The sequence below is a fragment of the candidate division KSB1 bacterium genome (assembly GCA_022566355.1).
Classification (GTDB): domain Bacteria; phylum Zhuqueibacterota; class JdFR-76; order JdFR-76; family DREG01; genus JADFJB01.
Map to the genome: position 1 here is coordinate 1 of JADFJB010000005.1, position 21,281 is coordinate 21,281.

Here is a 21,281-nt window from a genome sequence, read left to right on the forward strand (position 1 = left end):
AAAATGTTACCAAAACGTTACCACTTTTCGATTCAACTAGATCAAAATCAATCAAAACTAATAGACAATATTTGTGGTTTTTAAGCTTGTTTTGGTAGTTTTGGAGAACTTTTCAAGCTGGCCAAAACTTATTCGTAATCAGCAGGTAACCGGTTCGAATCCGGTCGGTGGCTCAAGCTGAAAGCCCCATAAGATCAATAGTTTATGGTGTTTCTGTTTTAATAACTTAACTTGTGTTTAGCATTGTTTATAAATTTTTACTACAAAGACGTTAGGACACCACTTTCTTTCTTTATTATTTTTGCCTTCTTTCTCTTTGCGTCTTTGGGGTTAATATAACATGGTCGAAGAATATTTTCCAAACCCACATACAAATCCTGCAGCGATTCAATTTTTTGAAAGAGCGTATCGTTTGCAAATGAACGGCGAGCTTGAGCAGGCGGTTGCATATTACAAAAAATCTCTGGAAATTGAACCCACCGCTGAAGCCTACACCTTCTTGGGCTGGACCTATAGTTATATGGATCAACTTGAGCAAGCGATTCAAGAATGTTTGAAAGCGATTGAAACTGATCCGGATTTTGGCAATCCGTATAACGACATCGGTGCATATTATTTGCAATTGGGCAAACCAAAAGATGCCATCCCCTGGCTCCAAAAAGCGAAACAGGCGCAGAGATATGCTAGTCCGGAGTTCGCATATACCAATCTCGGACGGGCGTATGAATTGCTGGGACTGTGGCCGAAGGCTATGATCGAGTACCACGAAAGCCTGGAAATAAATCCAAATTATTTTCCGGCCAAGGAAGCATTGGAACATATTGAACCAAAGCTGAATTAGGAGGATTTATTTATTTGAGGCCGTACTTTTCAATTAATTTTAGAAGGCCAATTCTACACAAACCTGTTTGTGTTTCTTAAAGGATACTTGCCAAAGTTCCTGCCGGATTAGATTTTCTGTGGACCATGATATTTACATGAATCCAGGTTTTTTACATGTGACAAATCGACATTTTCAAAAAAAGTTTCCCAAAATAACGTTTCTATAAGGACTTCGTTTTTGAGGTCTGCTTCTGTGAGGTTAGCAAATGAGTGGTCTGCTCCTTTTAGCTGTGGTATTACATCCGGATTCTCCTTCCGCTATTTATCCCAGCCTTTTACACCTTGCCATAAGAATTTTTAGATGTTTCGGGTTGGCTAAGTTTCACCTTTTCTTTTTTTCTTAAATTGTAGTTGCTTGAGTATAGCACAGTTAACTATTTTTATCAGACTCAGTTTTCAAGTATTTTGATCTACAATTTCCAAATCATCTCCCTTTAAATATTCAGTTGGAATCGCACTAAATTAAATCAATTTATCAAATAAAATAATATTTACTGACTGATAATAATTTAGCAAACTAAATAATGTCAATCCCGCTCACCTCTCCTCTGCCCAAACCCATAAGCAATCCCCGCCGCCAGCAACCCCCACAAAATATATCCCAATCCGGTATTGGCAAGAGTCTCAGGTTCCAGCGCTGCCAGATAGCCGCGGCTTTCGAGGAAATAGAATAAAATGGTGGCGATAAAGCCGGTTGCTGCCGAGGCTTCGACGCTGCTTTTTTTTGCACTTTTGGAAAAGACCGCCAGCATGGGAATAAAGATCGTGGTGGTTAGAATCCCCGAAGAAAGATAGAACATATCCCAGAGCGAATCGGTGAACAGGGCATAGAGATAAGCCAGTCCGACCGCGCCAGCCGACATCCAGCGGGAAATTGTGGTTTGGTTAATTATTGCTTTCCTTTTCATGAGGATCGGTTCCACCAGATCATAGGACAGGGACAGCGCAACTACATTGCCGCAAGTATCTATGGTGGACATGGCTGCCGCAGCCAGGCCAATACTCAGGATAACACTGAGCCAAACCGGCGCATGGTTTTGCATAAACACCGAAAAGATCGAAGCGCCGTCATTCAAATTTGCGGGAATCATCGTGCCTTCGGGCGGATAGAGATACAGCGCCGCAAACCCGATGATCATCGGCAGTAAAGCCAGGAATAATAGGGAATTGGCAAAAGAAATGACCACCGCTTTGCGAGCAGCGCTGTCATTTTTGGAAGCCTGTAACCGCAGCCAGATATCGCTTTCCACCAGCCATCCCGGCAGGTAAGCAATCAATGTTAAAAAAATAAGGGGCAGGCCGGGAGCCAGAAAAGCCAATGCCGAGGAATTTACTTTAGGCGGCGAAGGTAAGTCGGTTAGCCAGTTCGAAATGGAAGTTTCAGATAAAATAACACTGCCTGAAATCCAGGCAATAGCGGTAATAAAAAATGCCACCAGGGCAAATTGAATCCGGTCGGTAATCACGACGGCAGAGAACCCTCCCATGAGGGAGTACGAGGCAACCACCACCGCGATAAACGCCAATACCAGGTGAAATGGCAACTCAAGCAACGGACTTAACACATGGGCCGCGGCAAAGATCTCGGCGCCGCCCCAGACCAAAAACACAAATGCCAACGGCAGTGCCAAAAACGTCCGGGCTCGTTGGCCAAAACGATTGGCGACCATTTCCGGTTGGGAAAATGCCGGCAGTTTGCGAAAATGCGAAGTAAAGAAATAATAGCCTGCCATGGTCAACAGCCAGGGGATCGGCACCAGCCACAGCGCGCCCAGGCCATACCAATAGTAGAGTTGCACCGTGTACACGCACGACCAGCTAATCGACATAAAACTGGCCGAGATGGAGATGCCGGCAGACCAACCGGACAAGGAGCGACCGGCGTTCCAGAATTCGGTGTCTGGTTTCGGGCTGGTTTTTGTACGTCGGAAGCCTCTCCAGCCGATGTATAGCACGGCGGTGGAGTAGAGCAGCAGGCCGAGCCAGTAGATGTATTTGGTGTTCATGATGATAATAGTTACCACAGAGGCACAAAGAACACAGAGAAAAGAAAAAAAATGTTAAATTCGGGTTACTGAGTTTTTCCTTGTGCTCTCTGTGCCTCTGTGGTATAATTTTTTTTTCTGGCTTATGTTTTTTCTCAATGAAAGACAATATAAGGTAATTTAACAAATATTCCTTATCTTAATTTAATCCTTGTTTTTGCAATTAAAAGGCGCAAAATTATGCCAAAATGAAAGAGAAATGAAAATGAAAAAAATATCGCTAATCGTGTTGTTCTTTGTATACCCGTTTTCCGGCGTTCTCGCTCAGCAAACTGAACAAAGACCCATGACTGTCGATGATGGTCTGAACATGGTCAGGGTTGGTGATGCTTTAATGTCACCGGATGGGGAATGGGTTTTCTTTTCCAAATCTGAGTTGGATTGGAAAAAGAATAAACGCAAAAAAAAGTATTATAGAATTTCCTCAGAAGGCGGCGAGGCATACCAATTTATCGGGGAAGAAGGCGGCAGTTCGTTCCGGTTTTCGCCCAAAGGGACCTGGCTGTCGTTCATTCGGTCGGTTGGCGATAAAGACAAAGACAAAGACAAAGAAAGCCAGATATTCATCATGCGAACCAATGGCGGCGAAGCGGTCCAACTCACCAAGCATAAAAAGGGATTATCGCGCTATCTATGGACGAAAGATGAGTCTAAAATCATTTTTCTTGCCAACGAGCCCAAGAGCAAAGAAGATGAAAAAAAGAAGAAAGACGGCTATGACGCCATTGCTGTCGATGAAGGACCAAACGGCCAACGAGCGGGTAGTTGGCGCAACCTGTGGCTGTTCGATGTGGAATCCAAAGAGGAAAAGAGAATCACCAATGAGAATTTCATCATCGGCAATTTTGATGTTTCGCCCGATGGCAAAAGGATCCTTTTTACAGCACGCTTTGAGAACCGCCGCAACCAGGGCAACCTGTCGGAAATTTATATGATGACAATAGAAGATTCAGTCAAGACTCGGCTCACCGAAAATCGTGCTCCAGAAAGTCGACTGCTCTGGGCGCCGGATGGTAAAACTTTTGCGTATATTGCCGCTGATGATAAGGAGTGGGAATTGCGCAACAGCAAGATCTGGCTGATGAATCCGGATACCAAAGAATACCACCTGCTATCGGGTGATTTCGAAGGCCGGATCCGCAGCTTATTTTGGACGCCAGACAGTAAAAGTATTCTGTTCAGCGCACTACAACGAACCAATACCAACCTGTATAAACTGGATGTGAAAAAGAAAAGCATCCAGCAGATCACCAATAAAGTGGGCTCATTATCTGCAAATTCATTTTCGAAAGATCGAAAGAAATTCGTATATACATACTCTAATTTTGACACTCCTTCAGATCTATTTACCGCTAATGTTGGCAAATTCAAACCAACTCGATTGACTGATGCCAATCCATGGATCAAAAAAGAAATTAAGCTGGCAAAAGGGGAAGTCATTGGCTGGAACAGCAAAGACGGTCTGGAAATTGAAGGGCTGTTGTACTTACCAGAGAGCTATAAGAAAGGTGAAAAGCTGCCTCTTATATTGAATATTCATGGCGGCCCTGCAGGTGTATTTACCAATAATTTCAGCGCTCGATACCATGTTTATGCTGGTTTGGGCTATGCGTCCCTATGTCCAAATGTACGCGGCAGCAGCGGCTACAGCGATGAATTTCTACGCGGTAACATGCACGATATCGGCGGCGGCGATTACCAGGATTTGATGACGGGCGTGGATACTATTATCGAAAATGGAATTGCCGATCCGGAGAAACTCGGGTTGCGCGGCTGGAGTTATGGCGGCATCCTCGGCGGCTGGACCATCACCCAAACGGATCGTTTTAAGGCTGCCTCTGTAGGCGCGATGGTTTCCGATTGGACTTCCGAATATGGCCCCGGTTTCAACTATGATGTGCGATTGTGGTATATCGGCGACACTCCCTGGAACAATTCCGAAGGCTACCGGCAAAAATCGTCGTTAACCCATGCTTCTAATGTTACCACACCGACCATCATTTTTCATGGCATCAACGACCGCACCGACACGGAACCGCAAAGCATGATGTTCTTTGCCGCATTAAAGGATATGGGTAAAACCGCCCGGTATTTGCGTTTTCCACGTGAGCCACACGGCTTTCGTGAACTCCGGCACCAACGCACCAGGGATATCGAAGAGATCCGCTGGATGCAAAAGTATGTCCTGGACATAGACTGGGAACCGTGGATTCGGGAAGAGGATAAAAAGAAAGATGAGGAAAAGGATGGTGAAAAAGAGATCTCTATTTTGGACCGGTTCAGTGAAAAATGAATACATCTTAAACGATAAAAGAAAATGATCGGTAAAACAATTTCACATGTTAAGATTTTGGAAGAGTTGGGTCGTGATGGGATGGGAGTAGTCCATAAAGCTAAAGATATGAAACATGATCGATACGTTGCTCTTAATTTCTACCCCTCCCGTCAGTCAGGCTGAAGAAGAAAAGAAACGATCATCCATGAACCAAAGCTGCTTCTGCATTAAATTATCCCAACATAGCAACTATCTATGAAATTGATGGATCAGATGCACAAATTTTCATAGCAATGGAATATGTCGATGGTAACCCTCTTTCAGATATTTTAGGAGCGATGCATGCATCGCCTCTACTTTGGATGATGTATTCAATTATGTTTTCCAAATCGCTGAAGGTCTAAGAGTGGCACATGCAAAGAAGATTATCCTTCACGCCATTTATAATCCTTTTAAAAACGCTTGACCTTTGATTTGAAATTCCTTGAAAAGTTTTTCGCTAGGGGGTCGTTGTGTAAATGAAAAATGATCCCAAACCATTTCCCAATATCAAAAATTTTCACAAAATTAAACATATCGTGTATAGCATTTCATATACCAAAAGTGTATCAAAAATTGCCATAAGTTAAATTGGAATACAGATTACTATCGAAATAGTTATAACCTAAAACAAAGTGCTTTTCTTATTCTAGTTGTTTTTCAACCGGCAAAACGATGGATTGAATTATTTTGAAACGAACAGAATGAAATATTGTAGAACAAAATCTTGTATGATGACTGTATTCAATATTTGTCCTTCGATGCAATCAATAGGAATTTTATTCCCTTCTAGCTCTAATTTTCCTGCTTAAATAAATTCTATAAAAATGAACATTATGGAGATTAATAAGTAGTAACCATCCAAAAGGCTTTAATGATTTTTAGGCTAGTAAATCGGAATAATGAATTAAAAAGTGAAACTAAAAAAAATAAACAAATATGGAGGTTAGGTTATTCAGAATGGTAAATTTATTAAAGCTAATTCCTCTAATGATGGCATGGTCTTTGTAATAGTTTTGAGGATTGGTATTGAATTTATTTAATTGCTTTGTGTTCTTTGGCAAGAGATGGACATTGGTGCTAAACGATCCGTGATGGTCCCGGACTGACGATTAAGTCGGGTTATACAACGATTCAATTTCATCCCACCATTTGGATCGTTTAAAGAGTTACCTCCTATTTCTTACCAAATAACGACAAATTTATTTTTAATTATCTAGTGTAATACTTGAATGAAGCCGAAATAGTATTAAATAAAAGCTTCGGAGGGCATTATGAGTAGTCAAAAAAAAGAAGTAATTGTTGCTTCTAAGAATGGGGAAAATCATTCAATTTTAAACAAAATGCGGGATATGATAGAACCAAAACACTATCAACAACTTAGTTGGTCGGGCACTTTTGAGGAGTATCTCCAACTAATAAAAAAAGATCCTAACATTCTTCGCAATGCATACCAACGTGTTTATGATATGATATTGACTGCAGGATATGATGAATATGTTGACAACAAAGATAAAATTATTCATTACAATTTTTTTGACGATCCGACTCATAATGGCAAGGATGCTATTTTCGGCTTGGATCTCTCATTGATGAAGTTGATCCATCTTTTTAAATCTGCTAGTAAATCTTACGGCACACAGAACCGTGTTCTACTTCTCCACGGTCCGGTAGGAAGCTCAAAAAGTACAATTGTCCGCTTAATTAAAAAAGGTTTAGAGGCTTATTCTCTAAAGGATGAGGGAGCATTATACTCGTATTCCTGGAAACTTAAAGACAACGAAGGAAACGAAACATGGGAAAACTGCCCCATGCATGAAGATCCGATTCATTTAATTCCCTTGGAAGTTCGAAAAACTTTGGTTGATGATCTTGAAATTGATCTCATGGGAAACATGAAAGTATTGCAATCTGAATTATGCCCCTTTTGCCGTTATTATTTTAAAGAAAAATTAGACCGGTATAATGGAGATTGGGTGAGTGTTATCGGCGATGTAAAAATTCGAAGAATTGTATTGTCCGAACAGGACAGAATCGGCATTGGAACATTTCAACCAAAGGATGAAAAAAATCAAGATTCTACAGAGTTAACGGGAGATATCAATTATCGTAAAATTGCAATTTATGGCTCAGATTCTGATCCTAGAGCTTTCAATTTCGATGGTGAGTTTAACATTGCAAACCGGGGGATTATAGAATTCATTGAAGTCTTGAAACTCGAGGTTGCTTTCTTATACGATCTTTTGGGTGCGTCACAAGAACATAAGATCAAACCCAAGAAGTTTGCACAAACAGATATTGATGAAGTGATCATAGGCCATACAAATGAACCGGAATATAAAAGGCTACAAAACAATGAATTCATGGAAGCTTTGAGAGATAGAACTGTCAAAATTGATATTCCTTACATTACTCGTTTGGATTGTGAAATAAAGATCTACGAGAAGGATTTTAATGCTGATAAAATTAAAGGAAAGCATATCGCCCCGCATACAATCGAAATGGCCTCGATGTGGGCTGTGTTAACAAGATTAGAAGATCCAAAACATGCCCAACTCACAATGATGCAGAAATTAAAACTTTACAACGGAAAAACCTTACCTGGATTTACAGAGGATAGCGTTAAAGAATTGATGGCGGAAACCAGCAGGGAGGGAATGGACGGTATCTCGCCGAGATATATTCAGGATAAAATATCTAATGCTTTAGTGAATGAAGACGAAAGCTGTGTAAATCCTTTTATGGTTTTAAACGAATTAGAATCAGGGCTAGAGCATCATAGTCTAATCGGTTCTAATGAGCAACGCCATCGTTATCGAGATCTTCTTGCCTTGGTAAAAGAAGAATACGAAGATATCGTAAAAAACGAAGTCCAGCGTGCAATAGCTGCCGATGAAGAAGCCTTAACCAGGCTCTGTGCCAATTATATTGACAACATTAAAGCTTATACGCAAAAAGAAAAAGTAAAAAATCGTTATACCGGCCAAAGCGAAGAACCGGATGAGCGTTCGATGCGATCGATAGAAGAAAAAATTGAAATTCCCGAAAGCAGGAAAGAAGATTTCAGAAGAGAAATTATGAATTATATTGGTGCGTTAGCAATTGAAGGAAGAACGTTTGATTATCGGACAAATGAACGCTTGCAAAAGGCGCTTGAGTTGAAATTATTTGAAGATCAAAAGGATTCAATTAAATTGACCAGCTTAATTTCACATGTCGTTGATAAAGATACCCAAGAAAAAATTGATGTTGTGAAATCACGCATGATTAAGTATTACAACTATTGTGATGTATGTGCTACGGATGTCTTACAATATGTAGCAAGTATTTTCGCCCGTGGAGATGTTAAAGGCAACTCATAATGTAGAGATGTTCAATGGTGAAAAAAATTGAAAAAGATGTTGCTCGATTTAACAAGATTGTAAAAGGAACCATCAGGAAAGACCTGGCGAAATACATTTCAAATGGTGAACTGATCGGTCGAAGAGGGAAGGAATTAGTGAGTATACCAATTCCTCAGATTGAAACTCCAAGATTCAAATTTGATTATATGCAAGCCGGTGGCGTGGGGCAGGGGGAAGGTAAAGAAGGTACATCTATTGGATTTGAACCGGATAGTCAAGGGACTGGCAAAGCTGGCGATCAGCCAGGCCAGCATATCCGTGAAGTGGAAATTAGTTTGCAAGAGCTTGCCGAAATCCTTGGCGAGGAATTAAAACTTCCCCGGATAGAGCCAAAGGGTAAGAGTAACATCTTAACTCAAAAAGATAAGTATACGGTCATTCGAAACACCGGCCCTGAATCTTTACGTCATTTTAAGAGAACCTATAAAGCTGCGTTAAAGAGGCAAATATCTTCCCAAAGCTATGATTTCGAATTTCCGATTGTAGTGCCAATTCGTGAGGATGTTCGCTACAAATCCTGGAAAGAAACCAAATTACCCGAAACCAATGCAGTCATTTTCTACATTATGGATGTATCCGGGTCGATGGGGGATGAACAGAAAGAAATCGTTAGAATTGAGTCTTTTTGGATTGATACCTGGCTAAAAGCAAATTATAAAGGCCTCAGCACAAGGTATATTGTCCACGATGCTGCAGCTTATGAGGTCAATGAGGAGACATTCTTTACGTTGAGAGAAAGTGGAGGGACCATTATTTCGACTGCTTATAAATTGTGTTCGCAGATTATTGAAAAAGAGTATAGCCCCAATGAATGGAATATTTATTTCTTCCAGTTTTCAGATGGAGATAATTGGGGTGAAACCGACAATTCAAAATGTATCGACATTTTGAACAATCAATTATTACCCGCCTGCAATTTATTTGGATATGGCCAGGTAAAAAGTGATTATGGTTCCGGAGAGTATATAAACTTTCTGGAAAACCACCTGGGATCAGAGGAAAAACTGATTTTGTCAGAGATAGATTCCAAAGATGATATTTTGAATTCTATTAAAGATTTTCTCGGAAAAGGATTATGAATTTTTGATTTGGTAAATCAATTATGGCATTAGACATTGAAAAACTAAAAGTAGCTAAAGATCAAATTAAAGAATATGCCGAAAGCTATGGTTTGGATTTATATGAAACCATATTTGAGATAGTGGATTACGCGCAAATGAATGAATTGGCCAGCTTTGGTGGTTTTCCTAATCGCTATCCGCACTGGCGTTTTGGTATGGAATATCAGCAAATGCGAAAAAGTTATGCCTATGGACTCCATCGTATTTATGAAATGGTGATTAATAACAATCCATCTTATGCTTATCTGCTAAATTCAAACAAGTTGTCTGATCAAAAACTCGTTATGGCCCATGTTTACGCTCATGTGGATTTTTTTAAAAATAACCTTTGGTTTGAGCATACGGATCGTCGCATGATTGATGAAATGGCTAATCATGCTACCAGAATTCGTCGCTATATTGAAAAATATGGGTATGAAACTGTTGAGGATTTTATAGACAGCTGTCTCACTATCGAGAATCTCATTGATTATCATTCGCCATTCATTCGGAGAAATCCTAAAGATATCTTGGATCAAGATGAGGAACAACATCCGATTGTGTATAAAATGAAAAGCAAATCTTACCTGGATTCTTATGTAAATCCTAAGGAATTTCTGGAGCAACAGAAATTAGTACAAGAAAACGAAATTAAAAAAAGTAGGGTGTTTCCGCAGCATTCAGCAAAAGATATCCTTCAATTTCTGATCGAATATGCCCCGATAAAGAAGTGGCAACAGGACATTCTTTCTATCATCCGGGAAGAAGCATATTATTTTGCCCCACAAGGTCAAACGAAAATCATGAACGAAGGTTGGGCAACATATTGGCATTCCCGAATGATGGCTGAGAAAATCTTAACCGATGCAGATATTATTGATTATGCTGACCATCATTCAGCAACTGTCGCAACTTCCACAGGGAGATTAAACCCGTACAAATTGGGTGTTGAATTGTTTAGGGACATCAAAGATCGGTGGGATAAAGGAAGATTTGGCAAAGAATTCGAGGAATGTGACAATTTAAAAAGTAGAATGAATTGGGATATGCACCTGGGTTTGGGAATAGAAAAAATATTTGAAGTACGCAAGCTTTATAATGATGTAACATTCATTGATACCTTTCTAACCGAAGATTTTGTGCGTGAACAAAAAATGTTCACGTATGAATTTGATAATCGGGATAAGGCTTATAAAATTGATAGCCGGGAGTTTGACAAAATTAAAAAAAAACTGTTAACAAGTTTAACGAATTTGGGGCAGCCAGCCATTGAAATTAAAAATGCAAATTATGAAAATAGGGGAGAGCTGTATCTGTTTCATCGTTTTGATGGTGTTGAACTACAATATAAATATGCCCAGGAAACCCTAGAAAATTTACACAAAATATGGACAAGACCTGTTTTGCTTGAAAGTACATTTAATGGAAATCCCGGAGTTTTATCTGTTGATGGTGAAGATTTTAATCTTCAGAAAGTGTCTGATCCGGCAGTATAGAAAGAAGAAAACGCTACAAACTAGTTGAATTAAATTTTGAAGTTTATTGGAGGTATTCAATGGATTTAGGTAGATGGTTTGTAAATAAGATTTTACAAAGCGCTCAAGCTATGCAAGGAAGAGTTCGGAGACAATTTCGAGTTTCTGGTGAGAAAGATAATTTTGAGTTTACTGTGTTTCTTGAAGACGTAGAAAGATTGTCAACCCAATTGAACAGTATGACAATTCAATACCAGTTAAAACAGGAATTAGGTAAAGATAAATTTGAGTCTCTTTTAAATTTAATTACGGAACGGATCACATATTTACCAGAATCCTTGAAAATTATTGAAAAAGATAATCAAAACAACCAGGCTCTTTTGCGTAGTGAAACTCCGGTTAAGAATGAGAAGGTAATTGAATATTTTGAATTACTTGTAACTCCAAAAATTCATATGAAATTAAATCGAAATCGAAATCTAAATAATGAAACCAATTCAATATCATTTGTGATCGGTTTTGATTTGCTGGAAAGATTAATTAATGATTTGAGTGAAATAATCGTTGAGGTTGGTTTAAAACCCGGTAAATAATCCTTCTTTATGGAATTAATTCTCTCAAAAAACCACTTTTAAAATAGGCTTGATAAAGCCGTTTCCCCTCGCTATATTTGATCCAATTCATAATTTTTCGAAATTAAATATTTATATTTCTGGTTTGTTGTTTTTAGAGCAGAAGTGATTCACAATGGTTTCGGTTTCCAGACAAGTAATAGATAATTTGGTTTATGAAAATAAATTAGATCTTCAAGGTTACAAACGAATTGCGGGAATCGATGAAGCAGGTCGTGGTCCCCTGGCTGGTCCTGTTGTCGCTGCTGCGGTTATTTTACCTGCTGATCAAATGATTCCTGAAGTAACAGATTCCAAATTGTTGGATGATAAAAAAAGGAGAGAGCTTTTTAAATTAATAAAGGAAACTGCATTTTCTATCGGGGTTGGAATTGTCCCACATGCAGAAATTGATCGGATCAATATTCTGCAGGCAACTTTTAAGGCAATGTCTTTAGCTGTGGATGTATTACCGTGCAAGGCTGATTACGCATTGATTGATGGTAATCAACAACCAGACCTGCAAGTCCCAATGTCAACAATAGTTGGGGGTGATTTGAAATCTTATTCTATCGCGGCTGCTTCAATTATCGCCAAAGTGACAAGAGATAATTTAATGATTCAGTATGATGAAAAATATCCCTTGTATAGTTTTGCTCAAAATAAAGGCTACAGCACTCAAGTTCATCGCAAAGCAATAGAAAGATATGGTCCATGCCCAATTCATCGAAGATCTTTTAATTGGATTTCAGGATGAGTACTCATCGGCAATTGCTTGGCCGAAAGGGTGAAGAAATCGCAGAAAGATTCCTGATCCAAAAGAATTATGAGATCATACAGCGCAACTACCGTCGTTATCGAGGAGAGATTGATTTGATCGCAAAGGATGGCGACTGCCTGGTATTTGTCGAAGTGAAGAGCGTTTCGAGTGACAGATTTGGTTCGCCTATTAACAAAGTTAATGAACAAAAACGAAAACAACTGGGAAAAATTGCAATGGCTTACTATCAGGAATTTGATTTATTCGATCAGGATAGTCGCTTTGATATTGTGACCGTCATCTTTAATGGGAGTAAATATATAGTCGATCATATAGAAAATGCCTTTTGGTTGGAAAATTCATCTTGAAATCTAAATTTGGACTTTACACATGGGAAATTGGTAAATGGGCTATTGTGATCTATTTATTGCTGCCATTAACAAAAGCAATGAACGGAGTAGTAGATTTCAGTCGTATAGTAATAGGAGAAACATTATTGATCATCTTTATCGGGAAGATGTTTTATGATACCGTTATTTGGAAATTCATTCGTACACGCAATGATGCAGGTAAAGAAATTATCGGAATGATTGGATTACTGGTATCGATTGGATTTATTTTGGTCATGTTTTTTCTTTTGTTTGGGGTTACTTTGTTGATGTATTTTAAAAATCAATTCCAGGCAATATAACTTTTCATATCTTTACAGCTTACATTCAAAGTAATATGAAATCATCATCCTTGTAATCGGAAATTTTCATTCGTATTCTAAACTAAACAAAAAATATCTAAAAGTTTATCAACATGCCTATTCCTACAAAGCAGATTGCAAATCATTTGAAGAACCAGAATTCCATAGTTGGATCCGTAGAAAGAATTACTTATCGGAATGATGAAACTGATTATGTCATTGCAAAGCTACGACTTGGTGAGGCCAAAGCGAATTTAGTTACAATAGTCGGATTTCTACCTACAATTTATGAAGGAGAAAGAATTCAAGCTTCAGGGGAATGGCTAAATCATCCCAAATATGGTTTTCAATTTCAAGTAAGTCAATTCAAATCTATGGAACCTACAACGATAATTGGCATTCAGAAATATCTATCCTCAGGATTAATCAAGGGGATTGGCCCCGTATATGCTGAAAAAATTGTCGAGAAATTTGGACTTTCTACGTTGACGGTTCTGGACGACAATGCCAAACGCCTTAAAGAAGTAAAAGGTATTGGACGAAAGCGATACCAAATAATTGTGGATGCGTGGCAATCCCAAAGACAAATCAGAGAAGTTATGCTTTTTCTAGCAAGCCATGGAGTTAGTACTACATATGCCATTAAGATTTACAAGGAATATGGCACGCAGTCAATTTCCGTTCTTAAAAAAAATCCTTATCAGTTAGCTGAAGATATTTTTGGAGTTGGATTTTTCACGGCAGACAAGATCGCAAAAAATATCGGGGTCAGTGAAACAGAGCCTGCCCGTATAGAATCCGGCATCAAGTATACTTTGAACCAGGCAAAAGATCAAGGACACTTATTTCTGCGGCAAGAACAATTAGTCGAAGCTTGCTCGGAGCTGCTTAAAGTTGAAAAATCATTGATTCAAGATGTTTATCATGATCTTACGAAATTAGGTCATTTGATTGAAGAAAAAGGCGAAGTCTATTTGCCATATTTGTATAGAGCAGAAATAGAAACAGCCGAATTAATGATAAAATTATTGAAAACTCGTTTTCGAAGTTTCTCCAGTAATTTATTCGAGGAATGGTTAAATACAAATGTGAAACGGGGGTTTGAATTTAATAAAAAACAAAAGGAAGCCATTTTAAAAGCACTGCGAGAAAAGATATTAATCATAACAGGTGGGCCTGGAACGGGAAAAACCACACTTATAAAAGGGATTATTCATCTTTTTTCAAATCTTAAACAAAATGTAAAATTAGCTGCCCCAACAGGTCGAGCCGCCAAACGACTTTCCGAATCAACAGGACACAAAGCGGTTACTATCCACAGGTTATTGGAATTTGACGCTAAACGATGGCATTTCAGTAAAAACGACAATAATCTTCTGCAGCTTGATGTGTTAATTATCGATGAAATGTCAATGGTAGACATTTTACTAACTCATAGCCTAATAAAAGCATTGCCGTTTTTGGCTCGTTTGATCGTAGTGGGTGATGTCAATCAACTTCCATCTGTTGGTCCCGGTAACGTTTTGAAAGATATGATTCGATCCAAAACAATACCTGTTGTGAACCTGGATCAAATTTTTCGTCAAGCAGAAAACAGTGACATAATTCGCAACGCGCATCTCATAAACCAGGGATTAACAATTGAATTAAAAAGAAAGAATAAACCTGGTAACTCTTCAAATAACACTCTAAATAAAAGAATTAAACCCATAGACGATTATGGAGATTTCTTATTTGTTCAGGAAGAAGATCCTGAAAAAATAGCCGGGCTGATAATAGAATTATGTACCAAGAAACTTCCCGGTCGATACAACTATAATCCAATCAATGATATCCAGATTCTTACACCCATGCATAAAGGATCTCTGGGTGTGGAAAATTTGAATAAACTCCTGCAGTCTCGGGTAAATCCAAATAAGTTGTCGATTCAAAAAGGTCAACAGGAATTCCGATTAGGTGATCGAGTTATGCAGATTAGGAATAATTATGACAAAAATGTATTTAATGGAGATATCGGAAAAATTACATTAATCGATCTCAAAGATCAGACGGTGACAATAACTTTTGAAAAGCAGGTTGAATATAAGTTCAGCGATCTGGATGAAATAGTACTTGCTTACGCAACGACGGTACATAAAAGCCAGGGTTCTGAATTTCGTGTCGTAATCATCCCGATCGTAACCCAGCATTATTTGATGTTACAACGGAATTTATTTTACACGGCGGTTACCAGGGCAAGAGAATTAATGATACTTATTGGTACAAAGAAAGCATTAGGAATGGCCATAAAAAACAACAAAGTTCAAGAAAGAAATACTAGATTATCATCACGTTTGCAGGAATTATTACCTTCAAATTCTACCGATTTATAACTTTTTACAAAAATCATGCCTTTTCTTGACATTCTCCCTGAATTGCCATAAATTGATCAGTCTTATTATGAAATATTTTGAAGGAAAGTATGTCGATTTCAATTGATGATGTTGAAAGAATCGCTAAATTAGCAAAACTGAAATTCACGAACCCTGAGAAGGAAAAGTTAGCTATTCAATTGGCGGATATATTAAATTACGTACAAAAATTGAATGAATTAGATACGGAAAATGTCGAGGCATCACATCATGTACTAAATATTGTGAATGTAATGCGCGAGGATAAAACTTCCGACTGTTTAACTTCAGAACAAGCTACAAAGAATGCTCCAAAGACAGTCAACGGCTTTTTTAGTGTGCCAAAAGTAATCTCCCAGGATAATAATGATACCAAACAAAATTAAGAATCACACTATCGGAATAATACCAGCACGATTTGGCTCCACTCGATTTCAGGGAAAAGTATTAGCAAAGATAGCAGGAAAACCGATGATTCAATGGGTTTATGAGCGTGCAATTCAAGCCAAATTATTACAGAGAGTCATTGTTGCAACAGATGAAAGTAAAGTAAAACAAGTCGTTGAAGGTTTTGGTGGTGTAGTACTAATGACCAGCAACAAGCACGAAACCGGGACAGATCGAGCCGCCGAAATAGCTGATCAAGTTGAGGCTGATGTAATTGTAAATATCCAGGTAGATGAACCACTAATTTCACCCCAGGCAATCGATGAATTAATTGAACCATTTTCACACGATAATGTGATTATGGCTACTTTATGCCGTAAGGCCAATAATGTGGAAGAAATCTATAGTGCCAACACAGTAAAAGTTGTGTTTGATAAAAACCAAAATGCGCTATATTTTTCTCGGGCACCAATTCCATTCAATCGAGATTTTCAATCGCGAAATGATCGATTAAATATTGCTGATTATTTTCAGCATATTGGTATTTATGCTTACCGTAAAGAGTTTTTGCTTAAACTAACTGAACTTCCTCAAACAAGACTTGAGAAAATAGAAAAGTTGGAGCAGTTAAGGGCATTAGAAAACGGTTTCAACATAAAGGTAATTCAAACCAATTATAACCCTGTTTGTGTTGATGTAAAGGAAGATATCCGGAAAGTAGAAGAATTGATGAACGTTATGGAGCCATTACATGCTTGATTCAGTGATGACAACATCCGAATCTCAGACAAAATATATTTTTGTAACCGGAGGAGTTGTTTCGTCACTTGGAAAGGGAATTGCTAGTGCGTCCCTTGGTAGGCTATTGAAATCTCGTGGGCTTAATGTCACTATCCAAAAATTTGATCCTTATATTAATGTTGATCCCGGAACGCTAAGTCCCTACCAGCATGGCGAAGTATTTGTGACAGATGACGGCGCTGAAACAGATTTGGATCTGGGCCATTACGAACGCTTTATTGATATCAACATGTCGAAAAAGAATAATTCAACAACTGGACAGATTTATTATACTGTGATTTCGAAAGAGCGGAGAGGTGATTTTCTTGGTCAAACAGTGCAAGTCATTCCTCACATCACCGATGAAATTCAAGCCCGAATTAAGGCGGTCGCAGAGAATGACACTCATTATGATGTTGTAATCACGGAAATTGGCGGTACTGTTGGTGATATTGAAAGCTTGCCTTTTCTGGAAGCGATTCGTCAATTTGCTTTAAAAGTCGGTAAGAATAACGCCATTTTTATTCATCTTACTTTAATTCCACATATTAAAGCTTCGGGTGAATTGAAGACTAAACCGACTCAACATAGTGTTATGCGTCTACGAGAAATCGGTATTCAACCTGATATACTACTTTGCCGAACTGAGTTTTCTCTTTCAGATGATTTAAGGGATAAAATCGGGTTGTTTTGTAATGTCTCCCCGAGATCGGTTGTTGAAGCAAAAGATGCCGAAACGATTTACGAAATTCCATTGACATTTCACAAAGAAAAGCTAGATAAACTGGTTGTTGAATTACTTCAACTAAAATGTGAAGAGCCGCAATTAGAAAGCTGGGCTCGGTTTGTTAATATAGCAAAGAATCCTGCCAAGAAAGTAAAAATCGCGATATGTGGCAAATATGTGGAATTGCGTGATTCTTATAAGAGTATTATAGAAGCATGCAGTCATGCTGGTGTTGAGAACGACACCCATGTTGAAATTAAATGGATTGATTCCGAAGATATTGAAGAACAGGGTAGTGAACATTTATTACATGATGTTTCCGGTATCCTGGTTTGTCCCGGCTTCGGTCATCGGGGTGTAGAAGGAAAAATCCAGGGCGCTAAATATGCACGTGAAAATTCCATCCCATATTTTGGCATTTGCTTGGGTATGCAATGCGCTGTAATTGAATTTGCCCGGTATGTATGTGGTCTTGAACAAGCGAATAGTACTGAATTCGCAAACGATACACAACATCCGGTTATTGATGTTATGCCGGATCAAATTGATATTGATGAAATGGGTGGTACGATGCGTCTTGGAGCGTATCCGTGTGTGATTAGCTCGAATACATTAGCTGAGAAAATTTACGGACAATCTGAAGTCAGGGAAAGGCACCGTCATCGTTACGAGCTAAACAATAACTATAGATCTATTCTTCAAAAACACGGATTGGTTTTAAGCGGGATTTATCCAAAAAAAGACCTGGTGGAAATTATCGAACTGCCATCTCATCCCTGGTTTATCGGAGTTCAGTTTCATCCAGAATTGCGATCCCGTGTAACCAAGGCTCATCCTATTTTCAGAGAATTTATTCATGCCGCTTTAGATTATTCTGTGAACGTTAATGCGTTTAATTTGATAAATAAAGCTTGAAGTTCATATGATGACAAAGATAGTAAATATAAAAGATATTCAAATGGGTGGCGGTAATCCCATCGTTTTAATTTCCGGACCTTGTGTGATCGAAAGCCAGCAATTACTATCAGATACCGCCGGCACAATTCAAATGCTCTGCAAAGAACTGGAGATACCATTTATTTTCAAATCTTCATTTACAAAGGATAACAGATCGTCGGTAGAGTATTTTCAGGGTCCAGGGTTGGAAGAAGGTCTGGAAATGCTGGAAAAGGTTAAAGAAGAATTTAATATTCCAATTCTGTCCGACATCCACAATTCAAATCAGGCTCAAAAAGCCGCGGAGGTTTTGGATGTAATCCAAATTCCAGCATACCTTTCGATGCAAACCAGTCTGACTGTTGCAGCAGGAAAAACCGGGAAAGTAATTAATGTTAAGAAAGGCCAATTTTTACATCCGGAAGATATGGGAAAAGTTGTAAATAAAATTGAAAGCACGGGAAATGAAAAAATCCTGCTAACAGAACGGGGTTGCGTCTTTGGTTATCATAATCTTGTTGTAGATATGCGTTCTATTCCTATAATGCAGAAGACCGGTTATCCTGTTGTTTTCGATGTAACTCATGCCATCCGAATTTATGGTGTTCCTTCCAGCAGCCCCTCAGGTGGGACTCCTGAATTTGTACCAGTGTTAACAAGGGCTGGTGTAAGCACAGGTGTCGATGCTATTTTTATAGAAACACATCCGGATTGTAAGAATGCTAAATGCGATGCATCGAGTATGTGGCCATTACAGCAATTGAAGGGTCTTTTAATCCAGGTCAAAGAATTCGATCAGATTGCAAAAAAATACATGAATTAGCTTGTTTTGAGTAAAAGCGAAGAATCTCCAGGTTTGTAGAATTTCTAATAAAATTAACATTATGAGAGGCTTCACTTCATGCAGAGTGACATAAATAATGGCAATTGATTTTTAGATTATTGAATCTGGAAAGAATAGAAAGAGTCAAATATGAAGTTTTACGTGGATTCCGCTGAAATCAAAGACATACGGGAAGCCAAGAACCTGGGCATTGCAGATGGAGTAACCACAAATCCGACGTTGATCATGAAATCAGGTAGAGATATGAAGGATGTTGTAGAAGAGATAGCATCTGAGATCAAAGGGCCAATATTTACTGAGGTTATTCGACTTGATGAGTCCGGCATTTTGGAAGAAGGTTATGAAATGTCAAAATGGTCAGATCAAGTGGTCATAAAGATTCCGGCTACACAAGAGGGCATCCAAGCGGCTCGTAAGCTTGAACTGGATGGAATTCCAACCGGTATCACCCTGATATTTTCTCCATCACAAGCCCTTTTGGCGGCAAAGGCCGGGGTGTCTTACCTGATCCCTTTCGTTGGTCGATTAGATGATGTTTCGATAGATGGCATCGAAATGATTTCACAAATACATCGGATATTGCAAAATTACAGCGAATTACCCAGCCAGATATTGGCCGCTAGTCTTCGACATCCTATGCACATTTTAGAATTGGCTCTTATGGGTGTCGATATTGTGACAGCCCCGGTTTCCGTTTATAAACAATTAGCTCAACATCCACTTACTGATGTTGGGATTAAAAACTTTTTAAATGATTGGCAAAAATTAGAAAAGAATAGGGGTGAATATGCCCGTTGAATTGTCAAAAATAGAAGTTGAAGATTTGGATCACTTAGAATTTGCTGATAAAACTGAGATTATTGAAAGGGGCAAAAGGGTGATTCGAATTGAGGCGGCAGCTTTAAGAGTTCTTGAAAACAGGATCGATGATAATTTCTATGAAGCTGTAAAAATAATACACAATGCGACTGGCAGAGTGGTTATTACTGGAATCGGAAAATCCGGAATTGTCGGGAAGAAAATAGCAGCGACATTTACCAGCTTGGGAAAAGCTGCTTATTTTTTACACCCGACTGAAGGTGTACATGGCGACCTGGGTATGGTCATGAAAAATGATGTGACTATCTGTATTTCAAAGAGTGGAAATTCCGACGAAATAACTCAAATATTACCCATTTTTCGAAGAATTGGAGTTCCAATCATTTCTATTACCGGCAATTCCCAGTCTGAACTTGCTCTTCGAAGCGATGTCGTTTTGGATGTAAGCGTGGATGAAGAAGCGTGCCCATTTGATATGGCACCAACCGCAAGCACCACCGCTACGTTGGCAATGGGAGATGCTTTGGCAATTTCTTTAATCGAACTCAGGAATTTTAGTTTGGAGGATTTTGCATTATTACATCCCGGTGGAACAATCGGCAGGAAGTTAACATTAAGAATAGACGATTTAATGTTTACCGGTAATCGGGTGGCAAAGGTGCTTGAAGATACAACTTTGCATGATGTCTTGTTTGAAATCACATCAAAAAGATTCGGTGCAACTGCAGTAATCGGTGAGGATAATCAATTAGTTGGAATCATTACGGATGGTGATTTAAGGCGGCTTCTAGAAAAGCAGCTTAATTTTTATAAATACAGAGCGAGAGATATTTTGTCACCCAATCCGATAGTAGCTAAAACCGGCATGATGGCTACCGATGTGATGAATATTGTGAAAATCAACGCAATCAACCAAATTATTGTTATTAACGAAGAAAAACAACCTATTGGAATGATTCATTTACATGATTTGTTGAGGGCTGGTTTATCCTAGCGGAATGATTCCAAAATAACGTGTGTTTCAGAACAAACATAAATGAATTGTCAAATTCTGATTATTAAGTGTCATTTGTTGTCATTGACTTAATGACTGAATGACTATATGACAAAGTGACT

17 protein-coding genes are annotated in these 21,281 nt (G+C 38.7%); 16 read left to right on the forward strand and 1 reads right to left on the reverse strand.

Annotation, left to right across the window (positions count from 1 at the left end; translation table 11 throughout):
• Positions 1 to 340 precede the first annotated feature (340 nt).
• Positions 341 to 841: a tetratricopeptide repeat protein gene (locus IIC38_01850; GenBank protein ID MCH8124696.1), complete on the forward strand. Its 501-nt coding sequence runs from the start codon at positions 341 to 343 to the stop codon at positions 839 to 841.
• A gap of 568 nt (positions 842 to 1,409) precedes the next feature.
• On the opposite strand, the gene IIC38_01855 is transcribed toward IIC38_01850, so the two are convergent.
• Entirely contained in the window at positions 1,410 to 2,888 is a 1,479-nt protein-coding gene (locus IIC38_01855; protein MCH8124697.1) for a sodium:solute symporter family protein, read from the reverse strand.
• Between the two features lie 244 nt (positions 2,889 to 3,132).
• Here IIC38_01855 and IIC38_01860 point away from each other — a divergent pair, with 244 nt between their 5' ends.
• The 15 genes from IIC38_01860 to IIC38_01930 all read left to right on the forward strand — a co-directional run bounded on the left by IIC38_01860 (position 3,133) and on the right by IIC38_01930 (position 21,159).
• Entirely contained in the window at positions 3,133 to 5,220 is a 2,088-nt protein-coding gene (locus IIC38_01860) for a S9 family peptidase (protein ID MCH8124698.1), read from the forward strand.
• 1,295 nt (positions 5,221 to 6,515) lie between these two features.
• On the forward strand, positions 6,516 to 8,603 hold the full coding sequence (locus IIC38_01865; protein ID MCH8124699.1) for a serine protein kinase: 2,088 nt from the start codon (positions 6,516 to 6,518) through the stop codon (positions 8,601 to 8,603).
• Between the two features lie 14 nt (positions 8,604 to 8,617).
• Positions 8,618 to 9,724 carry a DUF444 family protein gene (locus tag IIC38_01870; protein ID MCH8124700.1) on the forward strand — a complete coding sequence of 369 codons (1,107 nt, stop codon included), beginning with the start codon at positions 8,618 to 8,620 and terminating at the stop codon, positions 9,722 to 9,724.
• Between the two features lie 23 nt (positions 9,725 to 9,747).
• Positions 9,748 to 11,241 (forward strand): SpoVR family protein, encoded by a 1,494-nt coding sequence (locus IIC38_01875; protein ID MCH8124701.1) that lies wholly within the window; start codon positions 9,748 to 9,750, stop codon positions 11,239 to 11,241.
• 59 nt (positions 11,242 to 11,300) lie between these two features.
• The gene (locus IIC38_01880) at positions 11,301 to 11,813 is read left to right on the forward strand and encodes a hypothetical protein (GenBank protein MCH8124702.1); all 513 of its coding nucleotides are present in this window, start codon (positions 11,301 to 11,303) and stop codon (positions 11,811 to 11,813) included.
• Between the two features lie 154 nt (positions 11,814 to 11,967).
• Positions 11,968 to 12,588 (forward strand): ribonuclease HII, encoded by a 621-nt coding sequence (locus IIC38_01885; GenBank protein ID MCH8124703.1) that lies wholly within the window; start codon positions 11,968 to 11,970, stop codon positions 12,586 to 12,588.
• A complete protein-coding gene (locus tag IIC38_01890; GenBank protein MCH8124704.1) occupies positions 12,585 to 12,959 on the forward strand; it encodes a YraN family protein in 375 nt (124 codons plus the stop codon). The genes IIC38_01885 and IIC38_01890 overlap by 4 nt, the downstream gene beginning before the upstream one ends.
• The gene (locus tag IIC38_01895; protein ID MCH8124705.1) at positions 12,956 to 13,282 is read left to right on the forward strand and encodes a hypothetical protein; all 327 of its coding nucleotides are present in this window, start codon (positions 12,956 to 12,958) and stop codon (positions 13,280 to 13,282) included. The genes IIC38_01890 and IIC38_01895 overlap by 4 nt, the downstream gene beginning before the upstream one ends.
• Positions 13,283 to 13,395: 113 nt before the next feature.
• The gene (locus tag IIC38_01900) at positions 13,396 to 15,654 is read left to right on the forward strand and encodes an ATP-dependent RecD-like DNA helicase (protein MCH8124706.1); all 2,259 of its coding nucleotides are present in this window, start codon (positions 13,396 to 13,398) and stop codon (positions 15,652 to 15,654) included.
• 89 nt (positions 15,655 to 15,743) lie between these two features.
• The gene (gatC, locus tag IIC38_01905) at positions 15,744 to 16,058 is read left to right on the forward strand and encodes an Asp-tRNA(Asn)/Glu-tRNA(Gln) amidotransferase subunit GatC (protein ID MCH8124707.1); all 315 of its coding nucleotides are present in this window, start codon (positions 15,744 to 15,746) and stop codon (positions 16,056 to 16,058) included.
• Positions 16,039 to 16,818: a 3-deoxy-manno-octulosonate cytidylyltransferase gene (gene kdsB, locus IIC38_01910; GenBank protein MCH8124708.1), complete on the forward strand. Its 780-nt coding sequence runs from the start codon at positions 16,039 to 16,041 to the stop codon at positions 16,816 to 16,818. The genes gatC and kdsB overlap by 20 nt, the downstream gene beginning before the upstream one ends.
• Positions 16,819 to 16,825: 7 nt before the next feature.
• The gene (locus IIC38_01915) at positions 16,826 to 18,481 is read left to right on the forward strand and encodes a CTP synthase (protein ID MCH8124709.1); all 1,656 of its coding nucleotides are present in this window, start codon (positions 16,826 to 16,828) and stop codon (positions 18,479 to 18,481) included.
• 10 nt (positions 18,482 to 18,491) lie between these two features.
• A complete protein-coding gene (gene kdsA, locus IIC38_01920) occupies positions 18,492 to 19,325 on the forward strand; it encodes a 3-deoxy-8-phosphooctulonate synthase (protein MCH8124710.1) in 834 nt (277 codons plus the stop codon).
• 150 nt (positions 19,326 to 19,475) lie between these two features.
• Positions 19,476 to 20,144 (forward strand): fructose-6-phosphate aldolase, encoded by a 669-nt coding sequence (fsa, locus tag IIC38_01925; protein MCH8124711.1) that lies wholly within the window; start codon positions 19,476 to 19,478, stop codon positions 20,142 to 20,144.
• Positions 20,134 to 21,159, forward strand: coding sequence for a KpsF/GutQ family sugar-phosphate isomerase (locus IIC38_01930; protein MCH8124712.1), 1,026 nt, complete (start codon positions 20,134 to 20,136; stop codon positions 21,157 to 21,159). The genes fsa and IIC38_01930 overlap by 11 nt, the downstream gene beginning before the upstream one ends.
• The last annotated feature ends 122 nt before the right edge of the window (positions 21,160 to 21,281 follow it).

Coding starts and splice junctions, on each gene's coding strand:
- IIC38_01850 (MCH8124696.1), top strand. CDS start 341: ATGGTCGAAGAATATTTTCCAAACCCACATACAAATCCTGCAGCGATT.
- IIC38_01855 (MCH8124697.1), bottom strand. CDS start 2,888: ATGAACACCAAATACATCTACTGGCTCGGCCTGCTGCTCTACTCCACC.
- IIC38_01860 (MCH8124698.1), top strand. CDS start 3,133: ATGAAAAAAATATCGCTAATCGTGTTGTTCTTTGTATACCCGTTTTCC.
- IIC38_01865 (MCH8124699.1), top strand. CDS start 6,516: ATGAGTAGTCAAAAAAAAGAAGTAATTGTTGCTTCTAAGAATGGGGAA.
- IIC38_01870 (MCH8124700.1), top strand. CDS start 8,618: ATGGTGAAAAAAATTGAAAAAGATGTTGCTCGATTTAACAAGATTGTA.
- IIC38_01875 (MCH8124701.1), top strand. CDS start 9,748: ATGGCATTAGACATTGAAAAACTAAAAGTAGCTAAAGATCAAATTAAA.
- IIC38_01880 (MCH8124702.1), top strand. CDS start 11,301: ATGGATTTAGGTAGATGGTTTGTAAATAAGATTTTACAAAGCGCTCAA.
- IIC38_01885 (MCH8124703.1), top strand. CDS start 11,968: ATGGTTTCGGTTTCCAGACAAGTAATAGATAATTTGGTTTATGAAAAT.
- IIC38_01890 (MCH8124704.1), top strand. CDS start 12,585: ATGAGTACTCATCGGCAATTGCTTGGCCGAAAGGGTGAAGAAATCGCA.
- IIC38_01900 (MCH8124706.1), top strand. CDS start 13,396: ATGCCTATTCCTACAAAGCAGATTGCAAATCATTTGAAGAACCAGAAT.
- gatC (MCH8124707.1), top strand. CDS start 15,744: ATGTCGATTTCAATTGATGATGTTGAAAGAATCGCTAAATTAGCAAAA.
- kdsB (MCH8124708.1), top strand. CDS start 16,039: ATGATACCAAACAAAATTAAGAATCACACTATCGGAATAATACCAGCA.
- IIC38_01915 (MCH8124709.1), top strand. CDS start 16,826: ATGACAACATCCGAATCTCAGACAAAATATATTTTTGTAACCGGAGGA.
- kdsA (MCH8124710.1), top strand. CDS start 18,492: ATGACAAAGATAGTAAATATAAAAGATATTCAAATGGGTGGCGGTAAT.
- fsa (MCH8124711.1), top strand. CDS start 19,476: ATGAAGTTTTACGTGGATTCCGCTGAAATCAAAGACATACGGGAAGCC.
- IIC38_01930 (MCH8124712.1), top strand. CDS start 20,134: ATGCCCGTTGAATTGTCAAAAATAGAAGTTGAAGATTTGGATCACTTA.